The organism is Maribacter sp. MS6 (assembly GCF_056839185.1).
The window spans coordinates 946596-963183 of record NZ_CM166389.1 but is presented as its reverse complement, the minus strand read 5'-3'; the positions used below and the strand labels follow the sequence as shown (position 1 = coordinate 963183).

Below are 16588 nucleotides of genomic sequence, written 5' to 3'. Positions count from 1 at the left end.
AATGGAAGACGGAATTTACGCAAAATTCAATACGACAAAAGGAGAGATACTTGTTAAACTTACGCACGATAAAACACCGGGTACGGTCGGTAATTTTGTTGCCTTAGCAGAGGGAAAAAAACAAAATACAGCAAAATCTGAGGGGGAGCCTTATTATGATGGCCTTAGCTTTCACCGTGTAATACCGGATTTTATGGTTCAAGGTGGTTGTCCTTTAGGAACGGGTACCGGAAATGCAGGGTATAAATTTGATGATGAGTTTCATCCAGATTTGAAACATGATGCACCTGGAGTACTTTCTATGGCCAATGCTGGCCCTGGAACCAATGGTAGTCAGTTTTTTATTACCCATATTGCTACACCTTGGTTAGATAATAAGCATACGGTTTTTGGTCATGTGGCCTCTGGTCAGGACGTGGTCGATGCTATTGCCCAAGGAGATTCCTTGGATTCTGTGGAGATTGTACGAGTTGGTTCAGATGCGAAAGTTTGGGATGCCGTTAAAGCATTTGATACGTTCTCTAAATCTGGCGAGGAGCGTCTTGCAGCTGCTAAAGCCGAACAAGCTGCTGAACTGGATAAAGTGGCTGCAGGTTTTGAGGAAACGGCTTCTGGATTGCGCTATAAAATGATACAAGAAGGAAAAGGAGCAAAGGCAGAAAGCGGAAAACAAGTATCCGTCCATTACGAAGGTTCTTTGTTAAATGGTCAAGTTTTTGATTCTTCTTATAAAAGAAGTGAGCCTATTGATTTTCAGTTAGGCGTAGGAAATGTAATCCCGGGTTGGGATGAAGGTATATCGCTATTAAAAGTAGGGGATAAGGCCAGGTTTGTTATTCCATCGGATTTAGCGTACGGAAGTGCCGGCGCTGGCGGGGTTATTCCTCCGAACGCCACGCTTATTTTTGATGTAGAATTAATGGGAGTAAGCTAATTCATTACAGACATACGTTGCATATTTTAAAAACACTTTGATTGGTTTGATCAAGGTGTTTTTTTGTTATTTGGCCTTTGGTAAACTAAATAAAAAGAGTACGATGTTTAGTAAGAGGAGTACGAGGATTATGATTAAAAAAGTTCCCATAAGTTCTAATAAATATAGACGTTGTTATTAAAACAACTTAAGCACAAAATTCCCTACCAACGGCGGTAAGAAAATCACTTCTTGGTTTTTGTAAAACTCCGAAAAAGGCTAATCATGTTAAGGATAATCAAGCATGGTTGAATTAGAAAAAAGGCATTCATAACATGTTCGACTGAAAAGTGAACTATAGTTTTGCTTATGTATAAGATGCAATTGTGCCCTTATGGTTGCGTAAGGTTCAACAAAAAATTTCTAAAGTTAGTTATTTCTTAATATTTAGGTATTTGGCACAAAAAAACCCGATTCTAACAGAATCGGGTTTATACTATAAAAAAGTTTAATCGTTACCTAGTCAATTACTTTTACATTAACGGCATTTAATCCTTTTTTACCTTGTTGTAGTTCAAATTCTACAACATCACCTTCACGAACTTCGTCGATTAAGCCAGAAATGTGTACAAAGTGATCTTCGTTCGAACCATCTTCAGTGATGAAACCATATCCTTTAGAATCATTGAAGAATTTTACTGTTCCTTTACTCATAATAGAAAAAATTATATATTAATTAAAGCGCAAAGATACTATTATTTTTTTAATTATTATAATTTAACAATATTAAATTATGGATAAGTGTTTAGAAATCAATTGCCTTAGAGAATTATCGGACTAAATTATTTAGTGGGGTCTGGGGTCATTCTTAAATAGGGTTTTATTTCTTCTACACCGTTCTTAAAAATTTGTCGAGCTTCAGCTGTTTTAATTGCTGGACTAACCACTACCTTATCGCCGCTTTCCCAGTTCGCAGGAGTTGCAACTTTATAGTTAGCAGTAAGTTGCAAAGAATCGATAACGCGAAGTATTTCATTAAAGTTACGACCAGTTGAAGCAGGGTAGGTAAGGGTTAATTTTACACTTTTGTCAGGAGCAATTATGAATACCGAACGTACGGTTAAATTGTTATCCGCTTTGGGATGAATCATATCATACAAAGCGGAGACTTTTTTATCGTCGTCAGCTATTATAGGAAAGTTTACGGTCGTCTCTTGCACTTCGTTTATGTCTTTTATCCATTCGGCATGGGAATCCACTCCATCTACACTTAAGGCAATCATTTTTACATTTCTTTTGTCAAATTCATTTTTAAATTTTGCCGCAGTGCCCAATTCCGTTGTACATACCGGTGTAAAATCTGCTGGGTGAGAAAATAAGATTCCCCATGCGTCGCCTAAATAATCATATAGGTTGATCATACCTATTGAACTGTCTGCTGTAAAATTTGGAGCGGTATCGCCCAATCTCAATGTTGCCATTATAATTTAATTTTTAAGTGTTATTTATTACCCTACAAATTTAGTAGAATAATAGATTCAAGTCCGGGTTTTTTCGGTTAAAAATGTATTAAAATTTCTCCATAAGCTATTGGGATGAATTTATATCCTTAGCGATTGAGAATGAACAACCTCATTACACGGAACTGGATAATAGGGACTTTGGGAAATCGCTTTGTGTCTATCTTTTAGAGCTGTTAATTCTTGTTTATCACTATTTTTAATGTGTATTAGTACTAAATAGTAGTTACTTTACTACATTTAGCACATGAAACATCTAGAGGAATTACGCTATCCTTTAGGGCATTTTACCTGTCCTAAACACATTAGTGACGCTCAAATTAAGGAATGGATACTTGCTTTGGAAACCTTTCCCGTGCGATTGGAAGCTTCGGTAAGTGGCCTGAGCCAGGTTCAATTGGAAACTCCTTATAGGCCTGAGGGATGGACGGTTAGACAAGTAATACATCATCTTGCGGATAGTCACCATCATAGTTATACGCGCTTTAAATGGGCGTTAACGGAAGAAAACCCCGTAATAAAAGCTTATGAAGAAAAGGCGTGGTCCGATCTTCTTGATGCACAAACTGCCCCCATTTCTCTTTCACTAAATTATCTCAAGGCAGTTCATTCCAAATTGGTATTTATGTTAAAGGGATTGTCCGAAAAACAGTTAAATAGATGTTATGAGCATCCAGTGGGCAATACGAAGGTTAGCGTGGCAGAAAATATAGGTAAATATGTTTGGCATGGGAACCACCATTTGGCGCATATTCAAAATTTAATTCAACGAGAGGGTTGGATGTTGAGTTAGTTTATCTTCTGCTTTAAGATAAACATAGGTTTTTCAGCTTCTAATGCCTGTTTGAATCTGATTTCGGTCTTACCATGAATGCTATACCCATTTTTCTGATAGAAGTGTAACGCGGGTCCTTTTTGCATAGCAGCAAGCCAAACCAAAATTTTGTTTTTCGCCTTCGCTCTTAAGTGAACAAATTGTAGCGTTTTTGTTCCTATCCCTTTACCGGAGGCTTCTTTTATAATATAGATTTTGTCCAGATACAATGCTTCTTCTTCAGAATAACCATCAAGGGCGCAATCCGTAGTCAGTTTTAAGATACCCACACATTGTGTCTGTTGTTTGATTAAAAATAGTTGTGTATTGTGATTGTGTTGCTCTTCCGCTAAAACTGCGTGGGTGAAACTGGTTTGTATGTATGGATACGTGTCCCCGTTTGGCCATAAATGTCGGTAATGCTGGTTATAAGCCTTTGTGCCCACTTTTATGTAGGTGTCAAACGTTTCTTCTGTTAAAGGTTCAAAATGAATAATTTGGGTCATAGACGTACAGCTGTTCCGTTCTAGATTAAATTTTTTCTTGATCAGGGTTTAAATCGGAGTTTAGTAAGGAAATCTTTCTATCGCTATTGGGTTTATAATGCCTAACAGTAAAACTTAGTTTCGTATCCATTTAATTCCACAACCAATACTTGGTTTTTGCGTTTCGATTACAGGAGCTCCCATCAATAGGGCATCTATAGCTTTTCTTAGGTCGCTTCCTGTTACTGGTATTCCGTTACCAGGCCTAGAATCGTCTAATTGTCCGCGATAGACTAATTTTAACCCCTCATCAAAAAGATAAAAATCCGGAGTGCAGGCAGCATCATAAGCTTTGGCTACTTCTTGGGTAGCATCATATAAATAGGGGAACGTATAACCCTCCTGGATAGCCTTTGATTTCATTAATTCTGGTTTGTCTTGAGGATAGTTTATGATGTCATTACTTGAAATAGCAATAAATGCGATTCCTTTGGTTTGATATTTCTTGGCTAATTTCGAAATTTCTGGATTCACATGGAGAACAAACGGACAATGATTGCAGATGAACATGATAACGGTTCCTTTTGCTCCACTACTTGATTGTAAATCAAGAATAGTGTTACTTACCGTGTCCAGTAGTTTAAAATCCGGTGCTTTAGTACCTAGGGCTAACATGTTACTTTCTGTTCTTGCCATTTCCTGTTACGTTTTGTAGCTAAGTTACATAGTATTTTTGTACTAGATCTAATGTCTAAACCTCATTTTTAATCGTACAACGAATCTATCTATGCCAACTTCTTTTGAACTGGTTTATAAAATAAGCGTGAGGATTTGCTGGCTAACGAATTACTAGTTTTAAAACTGAAAGTAGTATCTTGGTTGCTACAGTTTATCGCTACCCTGACCAAAATGATAGGGTATACGGAAAACAAGCTATTAAAACTCTATTTTTTTGACCGAGACAGTTTTAGACAACATACACATAAATTATAACGGGGAGGCGCTTTGGACAATGAACGTTGTTCTGGCATTTGTAATGTTCGGTATCGCATTGGAAATCTCGATTGGCGATTTTAAAGAGTTATGGTCTAAGCCCAAACCGGTTTTGGTTGGTGTCTTAAGTCAGTTTTTAGTATTGCCGGCGTTAACGTTTTTGCTAGTTTGGAGCATTGACCCTTATCCCAGTATAGCCTTAGGGATGTTTATGGTAGCCGCATGTCCTGGCGGAAATATATCTAATTTTATTTCGCATTTGGCAGGAGGCAATACCGCACTCTCGGTTTGTCTAACCGCGATAGCCACTTTGTTAGCTGTCGTAATGACACCATTGAATCTTCAGCTTTGGGGTTCTTTATATGAGCCAACCGCTACTATTTTACAAGAAGTGGCCATTGCTCCTTGGCAAATGGTTAAATTGGTAAGTCTCCTATTAGGGGTTCCGTTGGTTTTAGGTATGTTGGTTAACTATTGGCAGCCTATTCTTGCTTTAAAAATGGCCAAAGTATTAAAAGTAGTTTCCCTATTGTTTTTTATCCTCTTGGTATTTTTAGCATTGTACAACAACAGAGTCGTTTTTTTAGACTATATTTTTTATGTGTTTTGGATTGTGCTTATTCATAATCTCCTAGCCTTTTTTACCGGTTTTTCACTTGCAAAAGTCTTTGCGCTCAATACTGATGACACTAAATCGATTACTATAGAAACCGGGATTCAAAATTCCGGTTTGGGTCTACTGTTGATTTTTACTTTTTTCGATGGTCTTGGCGGTATGGCGCTTTTAGCTGCATTTTGGGGAATTTGGCATATTGTATCTGGCTTGGTACTGGCAAGTTTCTGGAACGCAATAAGGGTGCAGATTCAAAAATTGATATAGGCGTATGTTGTATTGGGTGCTCAAACATATTATCCTGTTTGGTCTACATTGTTATCATCGAAAAATTAGGGTATATGGGCTGGAGGATATACCTAAAAACAAACCTGTACTGTTTTTACCAAATCACCAGAATGCTTTAATCGATGTGTTATTGATTGCAGTAGACTGTAATAGAAAACCTTACTTTTTGGCACGCTCCGATGTATTTGGTAGGAGTGTATTGGATTCACTTTTTAAGTATGTACGAATGATTCCGATTTATCGTATTCGCGATGGTAGGAGCACCTTATCCAAGAACGATGCAGTTTTTGATACCTGTGCCAGGGTATTAGCCCAAGGCGAGGCCATAGTTATGTTTCCCGAAGGTAATCATAGCTTAAAACGAAGCGTAAGGCCCTTAAGTAAAGGCTTTACTAGGGTGTTGTTTCGTGCCGCGGAACTTTCTCCGCAGTTAGATATTCAGATAATACCAGTTGGAGTTAACTATTCGAATGCAGAAAAATTTCCGAGTTCTGCCGCTGTGTATTTCGGTGAACCTATTCCTTTCCAGACATTGTATGATAAAGAAGATTTGCCCGGGTCGGCTGTAAGAATTAGAAACGTAGTGGCGATGCGCTTAAAAACACTCACGACGCACATTTCACCTGAGCAAGACTATGCTAAAAATGTTAGTTACCTTAAAGCTCAAAAGGCAGATTTTTTAGACCCTGTAAACTGTAATCGCTTACTGAAAGGAAAGACTGTTTTAGCACATCCGGTTAAGGATGAAAGCAAGGCCGTTATTAATAGTTTCTCCATTTTTCAAATTATCTTCATGGCCCTAAACCTGCCGGTAATACTTGTTTGGAGGCTTTTGATTAAGCCTAAGGTTCCCGAGCCCGAATTTATGGGTACGTTCCGTTTTGTGACAATGTTTGGTGGTTTCATAATGTATTCCATTTTGTTGTTCGTAGTAGTATTGATTGCCATAAATTTTTGGTGGGCTGTGGGAATACTGTGCTTGCTATGGATTTTTAATGTGGGTTACGTAAAATATTTCGCTACCTAAAAGATGGTCAAAGAGATGTTAAACAAGAATCGCACACCAAAATCTCGCTTGATTAAAAGAGGACTTTATTTAGTATTAAGCTACTTTAAATGTCCCCGTACTTATTAATAATGGCATTATCTCTCTTGTACTACTACCCAACTTATTCTTACCTTTAAATCTAGCAGTAGTGAGAGGCTGCATTATCGAATAAATTTTAAGGGTTTCATTGCTAATGGAAAATCTCGTTGTGGCAGACATTCTGTATGGTACAGAAAAAACATAAAATATTTTTATATAAAAGATAATTAATATAGATAATAATTAATAGGTATAATGTGCGATCTTCGCATTGTATTTAAAAAAATAGGAAAGCTATCTAACTAAATATGAATGATTAACAAACGTTTTACCGTATCAATCTACTCTAAAAGAATATACCTAATCAGTAGTTAATAGATGAACGAAAATATTACATTCATAGAAGGGAATTTTAATCCGGCGGAAGCGGCAGATGTACTATTATCATTGCTCAACGACAAAATTAAATTTCACACTGTCAAATCACTAAATCTTAGAGAAACCGTGGAGGATTCTGCTGATAGTTCTGCAGAACGGATTATACGACTGCGGCAGGCTAAAAAACGAGTAGAAGAGTTGGTGGTACTTGCCCACAAAAATGGTATGGAGTTAAAAATTAACAGTAACATAGAAATTAAGCTTGTGCCACTATCAACTTTATAAATTCGTGCTTGATGTCTAATATGTATTTCTTTTTTGATGATACAAGAGCTCGTCTTGTCTAACACTATACTATAGATTTCATAATCAAATCATTTAAATTATAAAATTAACGTGAAAAATTCCCAACAAGGTATCAACAAGAAAAACGCAATTGATAATAAAGACGGCTTTTTGCCGGCTATCATATCAAAATTTAGTACCATATTACTTTGGTCACTTTTTTTAGCCAACATTGTGTGCTTAGTCTACTTTTTTCCCAATGTCCCAGAATGGAAATACGGAGATGTGTTTCGGGTCAACGGCTTTACTATTTTAATCTGGACAACTGTCACCTTTTTCGGTGCTTTGGTAAGTACCTATGCTGCTAATTATTTGAAGGGATTTAGATATCATTCGAAGTTTATGTTACTCTCTATAGGCTTTACCTTATCCGTGATGGTATTTATTGCATCAGATCACGTAATTCCTTTATTGCTCAGTTGGTTAGCTATGGGGGTATTTATGGCTCAATTGATTGGGGTAGACACCCATTGGGGCGAGGCACAACAGGCCTCAAAGTTTAGTCAAAAATATTTTTTGTCGGGTAGCTTGTTTTTAAGTGTAGGCGTATTATTGCTTGCCTTTCAGAGTAATGAGTTCACAGTAAGTGGAATAGTAGCAGCACTCGATGGTATACCTCTATATATTCTCTCCATAGCAGTAGTTTGTATCATTACCGCTGCTATAGTGCAATCTGCTATCTACCCGTTTCATCGCTGGCTTCTTTCTGCAATGACTGCGCCAACTCCTGCCTCGGCACTTATGCATGCTGGATTTGTAAACGGTGCGGGTATTTTGCTAGCATTGTTCTCTACGTTATTGTTTGCTACAAATACCTTGGATTTATTATTTGTAATTGGCGGCTTAACAGCTATCATCGCTCAATTTACCAAATTGTTACAGGTAAACGTGAAGCAAAAATTAGCGTGTTCTACCATTGCCCAAATGGGTTTTATGATAATGCAGTGTGGACTAGGGTTTTTTAACGCCGCCGTAGCGCATCTAATTCTTCATGGGTTTTATAAAGCCTACCTGTTTTTGGCTTCGGGAGAGGAAATTGCACACGGTAAACCGCAGCAGTCGCCGCACATTAGCATAAAACCTTTACAAGCGTTGGCAGTTTTAGTGTTTGGCGTGCTTGGTGCCGTTCTATTCGCACAGCTTACAGGCAAAGGAACTACAATTGACAGTAGCATTTTCTTAACGCTTATAGTGGCCATAACTGTTGGTCAGGTAACCTATAATATTGTGAAGGAGAAGAGCTTGTCGGTGTTACAGAAAATCTTTTTGCCGCCGCTCTTGTTCGTAGTAGGTGTTGGAACCTATGCACTAATGTACAATGGTGTAACCTTATTAATGTCAGATTTGCCTATGGTTTCTGTTTCCCGTTCCCTTTCTGTAGTCCAAATTATTTTTGGGATTATTTTCCTTATTGGGTTTTTTGTTATGAAGTTGGGGATTTATCGAAATAGTCCTTGGATTTATATCAAGCTTATGAATATATCTAGACCATACAAAAAATCAATTTCATTCTATAAATCTAAAATTTAATGATGCCACAAGATATTTTAAAAAGTATAAACGAAGCATCCAACGTAATTGGTAAAACATGGCCGTTGTACTCATTTGTTACCTCTAATCCCTTATCTGGATATGAGCAAAACGATTTCAAAAAGGCCGTAGATAGTGCAGGTTCAATTCTAAATACAACTATGTTTCCAGGAGCGTCATTGTTCAGACAGGCATGGGAGCAAGGGGAAATAGTGAAACCCATAATAGAAGAACTTTTGAAGGATAGTGGTTATGTGAATTCTCCTGATTTCTACCTGCAACAGATGGAATCCCACAAAACAGTCATCCAGAAGAACGAAAATCACACGTTGGATGGTATAATGACCAAATGGCTTTCAGCTTTTATGGACGAAGGACTTGCAGAATGGCAAATGCCAGGTAAAGAGGCAGGTTTCTACAAAGCATGGCGCAAGCTTGCCAAATATGACCAAGACATCAACGTTAAAACTATCAAGGATATACCAGAAAATAGCGGGGAAGCTCTAGCACAGGTTTTAAAGGAAGAGTCGCCCAATAATTATGTGGCTATTTTTATGCATCACCTAGCAGCGTTGCCAGGTTGGACGGGTTATATAAACTATCGTACGGATTCTAATTCTCTTTGGCATCAAGCATACCCAATAACTCTGGAGGAATATTTAGCGGTACGTCTTTGGATAGCAAAACATTTAAAGCTGAAAATGCTTCCTGAACATACTGCTGATTCAGTGACTAATAACTTGAACGATATTCGATATATTTGGTTAAAAGCTTGGGAAAGTACATGGCAAAATCAACTAATTGGAGCGCTGGATTTACAGCATGATGTAAAAACTGAAAAGGAGCCGGTAAAAAGTACTCCAGATGCCCAAATGGCATTCTGTATAGATACCAGATCGGAACTTATAAGAAGACATGTAGAGCGTAAAGGTAACTATGAAACGTTTGGATATGCCGGTTTTTTTGGAATTGCAATGGATTACAGTAACCTTGAGGACGGGCTCAATAGAAAATCGTGTCCTCCGATAGTTACCTCCGCTTACCGCGTATCGGAGGTTGCTCAACCTAATAGGAAAGCCGATTTATCGTCCTACCAAAAGAAGAATGAGAAAACAAAGTTTGGGGGTTATTTTTTAAAGCGCATGAAAAATATGCTGCCCTCCGCTTTTGGCTATGTTGAGGGTTCCGGTTTCTTTTACGGTTTTTATTTGTTGATACGCACGTTGGCGCCAAGTAAATTTTATCGGTTTAAAAAGAAGAATACATCTACATATGAAGACATATGTACACCTGAACTACATAGAGCCCAAAAAGATGAGACCTTGCGGTTGAATATTCCTGTAACAGAAAAGGTAGGCATTGTAAAATCTGCTTTTGATCTTACAGGATGGCAAGAATTTGCTCCATTGATACTTTTCGTTGGTCATGGTGGTCATTCTGCTAATAATGCCTTTAATTCTAGTTTGGACTGTGGTGCCTGTGCTGCAAGTCCAGGAAGGCATAACGCGCGTATGCTTGCTAGTTTAGCCAATGAAACAGAGGTAAGAAAGGTTTTAGCGGAAAAGCATCAAGTGCATATTCCGGATAGTACCATATTTATTGGAGCCGAACATAATACTACAACGGATGAAATTGAACTTTTTGATGCTCATGTACCCAGTTCTCACCAAGAAAAATTAGCAACCATCAAATCTAATCTGAGGCTTGCACAAGAAACAGCAACACAGGACCGACTTGGGGTGAAACAGAATAGTGTAAAGATAGCTGAACAAAAGGCTAATCAATGGAGCGAAACCAGACCGGAATGGGGATTGGCGAAGAATGCTGGTTTTATAGTAGGACCTCGATCTGTTACCCAAAATCAGAATTTGGATGGACGTTGCTTTTTACATTCCTACAATTGGGAATTAGATACGACCGGAGCAGCTTTAGAAGGGATTATGCAAGGCCCTATGGTAGTTACCCAATGGATAAACAATCATTACTATTTCTCTATGGTAGCTAATGATACTTTCGGTGGCGGTACCAAAATTACCCATAATATTACAGGTCGTTTTGGGGTGGTACAAGGTAATGGCGGAGATTTAAAAATGGGCCTTCCGTTACAATCCTTATGCGCTACCGACACTCAAATGTATCATAAGCCATTACGCCTATCGGTACTTATACAGGCACCTAAATCTAGATTGGAGGATATTTTAGAGCGAAATGATAATTTGCGAACGCTCTTGGATAATCAATGGATTTACTTGATGGTAATCGACCCTATGAAAAACAATACGGTAGAGAAATACGAAAAAGGAATGAAATGGATTCCAGTAGTAAATCAAAAAGATATTATTGATGAAAACTCTTTAGAGGTAGCTGTTGAAGTTGCCGAGGGAGTGACTGTTTAACCCTATTTCTTTTGCTAGGGTAATCCCCAATGGTATATAAATTGGTTTGGAAGTATGATTTAAACCGAATTATTATACTGTCTTTATGTAGGTAAAAGAGGCTTTAAAGTACAGCTCTTTATAACTACTCAATATTAAAACTGCTTAGTACCTGTTGTTGAAAACAGATACTAAGCAGTGATAGTATACACATTTACCGATGAAAACCAGTTTTTATCGACAGTCAATATAAATCAGTGATTACATCATCTCACCAAAGAAGATGGCATTCATCAGTAATTTATTGGTGCCGTACCAAAAGGCACGGAAGTTTGTATTATCGGTAAACGCGACTACTTTGCCCTTACCCAATCCCTGAATTTGAAAAGGAACCGAGTTTTTTAATAGCTCTAGGTTCTCTTCAGAAATATAACCACTTAATAACGGGTCATTTGTATACACAATGGGATTGTTGTAGCTATGCTTATCTGGCTTTATATATACATTCGTATTACGGAACAAGGATATATTTTTGTTTTTATAACCAAAGTTGATTGGATGGGTGAGGTCCAATGTGGCTTCAAAAATAGCACCTCCAGTAACCTGTGCCCCTCTAAAATCTCTTTTCTGTTCAAAATTGATGTTTTTTCCTACTAAGGTGGTGTCCTTCTTAAACTCCAATTTCATGAACTCGTTTTTGTTAAACCATTCTGCCATGTTGCGATACCCGATTAAAGTACCTCCATCTTTTACCCATTCTTTAATCTTATCCGTATTGCCCTTGCCAATGGCATTACCATAGGCACTGGGGAGAATAATATCTGTATATTTGCTTAGGTCTACAGAACTCAAATAGCTCAAATCTATTTTAGTAAGTTCCATGTTATAGCGCGTATCGAATAAGTGCCATATTTCTCCTGCGTCATAAGATCGGATTCCGTCTCCTACGATAATTGCCACTTTCTGCTTTTTGATAGGGTCAAAATCATTGCTTCCCAGGTCAATACCTTTAGTGAGACCTGTACCTACGCTAATTACTGTTAAGTTGCTTTCCGATGCTACTTCTTGCATAAACGCATGAAGTTCGGTAGCATTCAAATCTTGATTTTGTACTGGCACCATGATTGTACCGTAATCATAGGTTTTTCCTTCTACGGTAAAAGGTGATTTTGCAACCTTGGCCCTTATTCCTTTTTGTGTAATCGAATTCAATGCTTTGGGAGTATAGTACTCGTTCCATTCAAAAAGATAAGCGTAGTTGCTTTTTGCACTAACAGAACCTGATAAAGGTTTTAGTTCTGAAATTTCAGGACCTGCGTTGCCTAATGAAGTAACCTCAGAATAATCTACGTTAAAGGCTAATGGAAAAGTCCATGCGGAAATATCATAAAAAAGACTGTCCTTGAACGTAGTGCGCTTCTCGAACATTCCCTTGATCAGTCGAGGATTTTTCTGATTCATAGGTATTACGTAACTTTTTCCTTTAACATACGATTTACCGTTTATGGTAGCATCGTTTGCCAATTCATGGAATTTGATTTTATGACGTTGCAGGATTTCTGCTAAATGCCATGCTTTTGCACCGTCTTCACTGTCTCCGAAAACAATACCTTTTACTTTCTCTCTGGATGCTTCGGCCTTAATATCCTGATAATATTTTTGTTGATAGTTTAGAATTTTTTCCCGCATGTTAGCTGCGGCCTCAATAGTAGATAGGGCCGTGGTAAATTGGTTGCGAATAGTAAAGGGAAAAGTCAATAGGCCATTTTCACTTTCTTGTATGTGTCCCCTTGAGCTTCCTTGTTCAAACAGAATGCCTATGCTCCCGTTCACATCAGGGAATGTAGATCCTTTACCGTAGTAATAATCATCATAACCTTCTTCGGAATAGTATAGCGAGCCTATCTTGTCCAAAGCCTTGGCGTGGTAGGTACCTATTTCCCGTGTAAGTTCTTGATTCATGTCTGGGGTGAGCGGATGTGTTCGCATGGGCTCGCCCGGTTGAAAGAAAAAGGTAGAATTGGTTCCCATTTCATGGTGGTCGGTTAAAATATTGGGCAACCATTTATGAAACGTCACAATACGTGCTCTGCTCTCCGGTAATTGAACGGGTAGCCAATCACGGTTCATGTCAAACCAATAGTGATTTGTTCTGCCACCTGGCCATACTTCATGATATTCTCGTTCGTTATTATCGGCTACTAGGTTAATACTTTTGTTGGTATTTGCCCAGTAAGCAAAGCGTTGCAGTCCGTCCGGATTAAAAGAAGGGTCTAATAGGATGACCATCTTGTCTAACATCGCCTCTATTTCAGGACCTTGTGCCGCAGCTAAATAGTACGCATAGGCAAGTGAGGCATTAGACCCACTAGGCTCATTTCCGTGAATAGAAAAACCTTGGTAAACCACTATAGGCATAGCTGCGGTACTTGTACTACCGCCACTTTCGGTAAGTGCTACATGGTCTTTTCTTATTTGTTCTATATTCTGATGATTTTTTGGGGTAGTGATGGTTAATAACAGAATAGGTCTACCCTCAAAAGTTTCGCCACGATTTTCTATACTGATACGGTCACTGGATTTGGCCAAGGTTTGCATGTAGAACATTAGCTTATCATGCGTTACGTGCCATTCGCCAACTTCATGTCCAATAATGTCTTTGGGTGTTGGAATCGAGGCGTCATAGGAAATATCTTGAGGCAGGTAATAGTTGAGGTCAAATTTTTCCTGTCCATTGGAAATAAATGAAACAGCGAGTAAAAAATAAAGTAGTAGTTTTTTCATAAGTTAAATCTGTTTAGCTAGGCTAAAAGTAAAAAACGACCCTCAATAATTGGGGCCGTTATCATTTTATTTAAAGTGAAATATTTGTTAAATGTCGTCGAAACTAACATCGGTAAAATTGCCACTTGGCGTTTCCTCATCGTTCGAAGTGCTTTCTACCTCTTCTTTTTTGAAATCTCTTTGATGTCTTTCGGAGATTACTTCGGTACCTTTTTCGTTTACGATAAAGTTCATCATTTCTTCTACGTTCTCTTTGAAGGCATCGAAATCCTCTTTGTAGAGATAAATTTTATGTTTTTTGTAGTGAAAAGAACCGTCATCATGGGTGAATTTTTTACTCTCGGTAATGGTTAGGTAATAATCACCGGCCTTTGTACTTCGTACATCAAAAAAATAGGTTCTTCTTCCTGCTCTTAAAACCTTGGAATGAATTTCCTCTTGGTCCATTAAATCTTTATCGCTCATTTCATTATGGTTATAACGTGTTGCTACCTATCAAAAATGAAAAAAAAAAAGCTATCTGACAACAATTTTCTAGTTTTCTTTCTCTGAAAGTTGGTTTTGGTAAAGCTCTTTATAGTAGCCTTCTATGGTATTTAATTCTTCGTGAGTGCCCTGTTGCAGCAGCCTGCCATTTTCTAAAACTAAAATTTTATCGGCGTTTTTTGCAGAGGAAACCCTATGGCTCACTATCAAAGTCGTCTTATGGGTCGATGCCTTTTTTAGGTTTGAAAGTATCTCCTCTTCGGTTTCCGTATCAACTGCGGACAGGCAGTCGTCAAAAAGATAAATTTCAGGATTTTTCATCAAAGCCCTTGCAATGGATACCCTTTGTTTTTGCCCACCGCTCAGCGTAATACCTCGTTCTCCCAACACGGTTTCATACTGCTTGGAGAAGCCCATAATGTTGTCATGCACCACGGCTTGTTTTGCTATAGAAATAATTTCAGCGTCGGTAGCATCGAATTTTCCGAACCTAATATTGTTTTTGATGGTGTCCGAAAAAAGGAATGCATCTTGGGGTACGGCCCCTATCGATTTTCTTAGGTCGGTTAGATTGATATTTTTAATATGTTCGTCATCGATTGTAATTTCTCCTGAGCTTACGTCGTATAACCGGGCCACTAGATCTAAAATGGTAGATTTTCCAGAGCCCGTTTTGCCTATTATCGCCACGGTTTCTCCTTGGTTTATGGTAAAGGATAAGTCTTTAAGTGCGTGTATCTCTGTATCCTCATAAGTAAAGTTAACATTCTTGAACGCTATTTTACCTGCTACTTTATGCCCTTTGGATGGCTTGTTTTCGAGTTCGGGCTGCTCCTTTAAAAATTCATTTATTCTTTTCTGACTCGCTTCAGCTCTCTGAACTATAGAAGTTAACCAGCCTACTATGGCTACGGGCCATGTAAGCATGTTTACATAAAGGATGAATTCGGCGATAAGCCCAACGCCAATTTCTCCATTTATGTATTGCATACCGCCAATATAGATTACCAAGATGTTACTGATGCCAATGAGCAAAACCATTAACGGGAAGAACCATGCGTTTACTTTCGCCAGACTCATGCTTTTGTCCTTTCCTTCGATAGCCAGTTGGGTTAATTCTGCATTGGTTTGGGGTTCTAACGCGTAAGCCTTAATTACGGATACGCCAGAAAACACCTCTTGTGTAAATGTGGATAGGGAAGAAAGATATTCCTGTACGACAGTACTTCTCTTGTGTATGATTTTACTTATTTTATAAATAAGTACAGATAGTATAGGTAGGGGCACTAGTGTATATGCGGCTAGCGTAGGCGCTTTTATGAACATTAATGGGATAAGGCAGGCAAAAAGTGTCAATGTTTGTATACCATACATAATTGCTGGTCCCGCATACAAACGAACTTGGTTTACATCCTCGCTTATGCGGTTCATTAAATCACCCGTTCTGTTCTTTTTGTAAAAATTAAGACTTAGAATTTGATAATGATCAAAGATTTCATTTTTAAGGTCAAATTCTATGTAACGGGATACGTAAATAATTGTCTGCCGCATTAGAAATGTAAAGAAGCCTGAGAGCAAAGCGGCCCCTACGATAATTAGAATGAACAGTGTTAACTGTTCTTTTGCAGCATCTTTGGCTATCTCAGAGCTTAAGTACTGCTCCACTACGGTAATGATTTTGTTAACGTAAGAGGGCATCACCAATTGAAAGAGCCTCGCGAAAATGGTGATGACAATTCCGATTAATAGTTTAAGCCAATATTTTTTAAAGTATTTGTTGAGGTGCTTAAGTTCCTTCATCGGAAAAATTAAATGGGAATTTAAAAGTTAATCTTTTTCAAAGATAGGATTTTGATATAGAATTAAATCCTACCAATTGGTTTAATTCCCCGTACTTTCTAATCAAGGTTAACAGGTGTTTCTAAGTGAACAACTTATGTAGTCATAGTCAGATAATTATTTGTTGTGAAATACGGA

At 38.1% G+C, this 16588-nt stretch carries 14 protein-coding genes; 7 read left to right on the top strand and 7 right to left on the bottom strand.

All coding sequences use genetic code 11. The features are described from left to right. Position 1 precedes the first annotated feature (1 nt). On the top strand, positions 2-934 hold the full coding sequence (locus MS6x_RS04370) for a peptidylprolyl isomerase (RefSeq protein WP_482605567.1): 933 nt from the start codon (positions 2-4) through the stop codon (positions 932-934). Between the two features lie 498 nt (positions 935-1432). Here the strand turns inward: MS6x_RS04370 and MS6x_RS04365 are convergent, their stop codons facing one another. Further along, complete coding sequence (locus MS6x_RS04365; RefSeq protein WP_027064347.1) at positions 1433-1627, bottom strand: cold-shock protein; 195 nt, start codon at positions 1625-1627, stop codon at positions 1433-1435. 128 nt (positions 1628-1755) lie between these two features. Beyond that, complete coding sequence (locus MS6x_RS04360) at positions 1756-2394, bottom strand: peroxiredoxin (RefSeq protein ID WP_482605565.1); 639 nt, start codon at positions 2392-2394, stop codon at positions 1756-1758. Positions 2395-2680: 286 nt separating this feature from the next. Here MS6x_RS04360 and MS6x_RS04355 point away from each other — a divergent pair, with 286 nt between their 5' ends. After that, on the top strand, positions 2681-3226 hold the full coding sequence (locus tag MS6x_RS04355; RefSeq protein WP_482605563.1) for a YfiT family bacillithiol transferase: 546 nt from the start codon (positions 2681-2683) through the stop codon (positions 3224-3226). Here the strand turns inward: MS6x_RS04355 and MS6x_RS04350 are convergent. After that, entirely contained in the window at positions 3223-3753 is a 531-nt protein-coding gene (locus MS6x_RS04350) for a GNAT family N-acetyltransferase (RefSeq protein ID WP_482605561.1), read from the bottom strand. The genes MS6x_RS04355 and MS6x_RS04350 overlap by 4 nt on opposite strands. Before the next feature lie 114 nt (positions 3754-3867). Further along, on the bottom strand, positions 3868-4428 hold the full coding sequence (locus MS6x_RS04345; protein WP_482605559.1) for a thioredoxin family protein: 561 nt from the start codon (positions 4426-4428) through the stop codon (positions 3868-3870). Positions 4429-4684: 256 nt separating this feature from the next. On the opposite strand from MS6x_RS04345, the gene MS6x_RS04340 reads away from it, so the two are divergent. The 5 genes from MS6x_RS04340 (at position 4685) to MS6x_RS04320 (ending at position 11362) form a co-directional block, all read left to right on the top strand. Beyond that, complete coding sequence (locus MS6x_RS04340) at positions 4685-5605, top strand: bile acid:sodium symporter family protein (RefSeq protein ID WP_482605558.1); 921 nt, start codon at positions 4685-4687, stop codon at positions 5603-5605. 4 nt (positions 5606-5609) lie between these two features. Next, the gene (locus MS6x_RS04335) at positions 5610-6653 is read left to right on the top strand and encodes a lysophospholipid acyltransferase family protein (RefSeq protein WP_482605557.1); all 1044 of its coding nucleotides are present in this window, start codon (positions 5610-5612) and stop codon (positions 6651-6653) included. Positions 6654-7091: 438 nt separating this feature from the next. Further along, entirely contained in the window at positions 7092-7376 is a 285-nt protein-coding gene (locus MS6x_RS04330; protein ID WP_482605556.1) for a hypothetical protein, read from the top strand. A gap of 111 nt (positions 7377-7487) precedes the next feature. Continuing rightward, on the top strand, positions 7488-8966 hold the full coding sequence (locus tag MS6x_RS04325) for a proton-conducting transporter transmembrane domain-containing protein (protein WP_482605554.1): 1479 nt from the start codon (positions 7488-7490) through the stop codon (positions 8964-8966). After that, positions 8966-11362 (top strand): DUF2309 domain-containing protein, encoded by a 2397-nt coding sequence (locus MS6x_RS04320; RefSeq protein ID WP_482605552.1) that lies wholly within the window; start codon positions 8966-8968, stop codon positions 11360-11362. The genes MS6x_RS04325 and MS6x_RS04320 overlap by 1 nt, the downstream gene beginning before the upstream one ends. A 240-nt stretch (positions 11363-11602) precedes the next feature. Here the strand turns inward: MS6x_RS04320 and MS6x_RS04315 are convergent, their stop codons facing one another. The 3 genes from MS6x_RS04315 to MS6x_RS04305 form a co-directional block, all read right to left on the bottom strand. Continuing rightward, complete coding sequence (locus MS6x_RS04315; RefSeq protein ID WP_482605551.1) at positions 11603-14125, bottom strand: M14 family metallopeptidase; 2523 nt, start codon at positions 14123-14125, stop codon at positions 11603-11605. Between the two features lie 87 nt (positions 14126-14212). Further along, positions 14213-14590: a PUR family DNA/RNA-binding protein gene (locus MS6x_RS04310; protein ID WP_482605549.1), complete on the bottom strand. Its 378-nt coding sequence runs from the start codon at positions 14588-14590 to the stop codon at positions 14213-14215. Positions 14591-14659: 69 nt separating this feature from the next. After that, positions 14660-16411, bottom strand: coding sequence for an ABC transporter ATP-binding protein (locus tag MS6x_RS04305; RefSeq protein ID WP_482605548.1), 1752 nt, complete (start codon positions 16409-16411; stop codon positions 14660-14662). Positions 16412-16588: the final 177 nt, after the last annotated feature.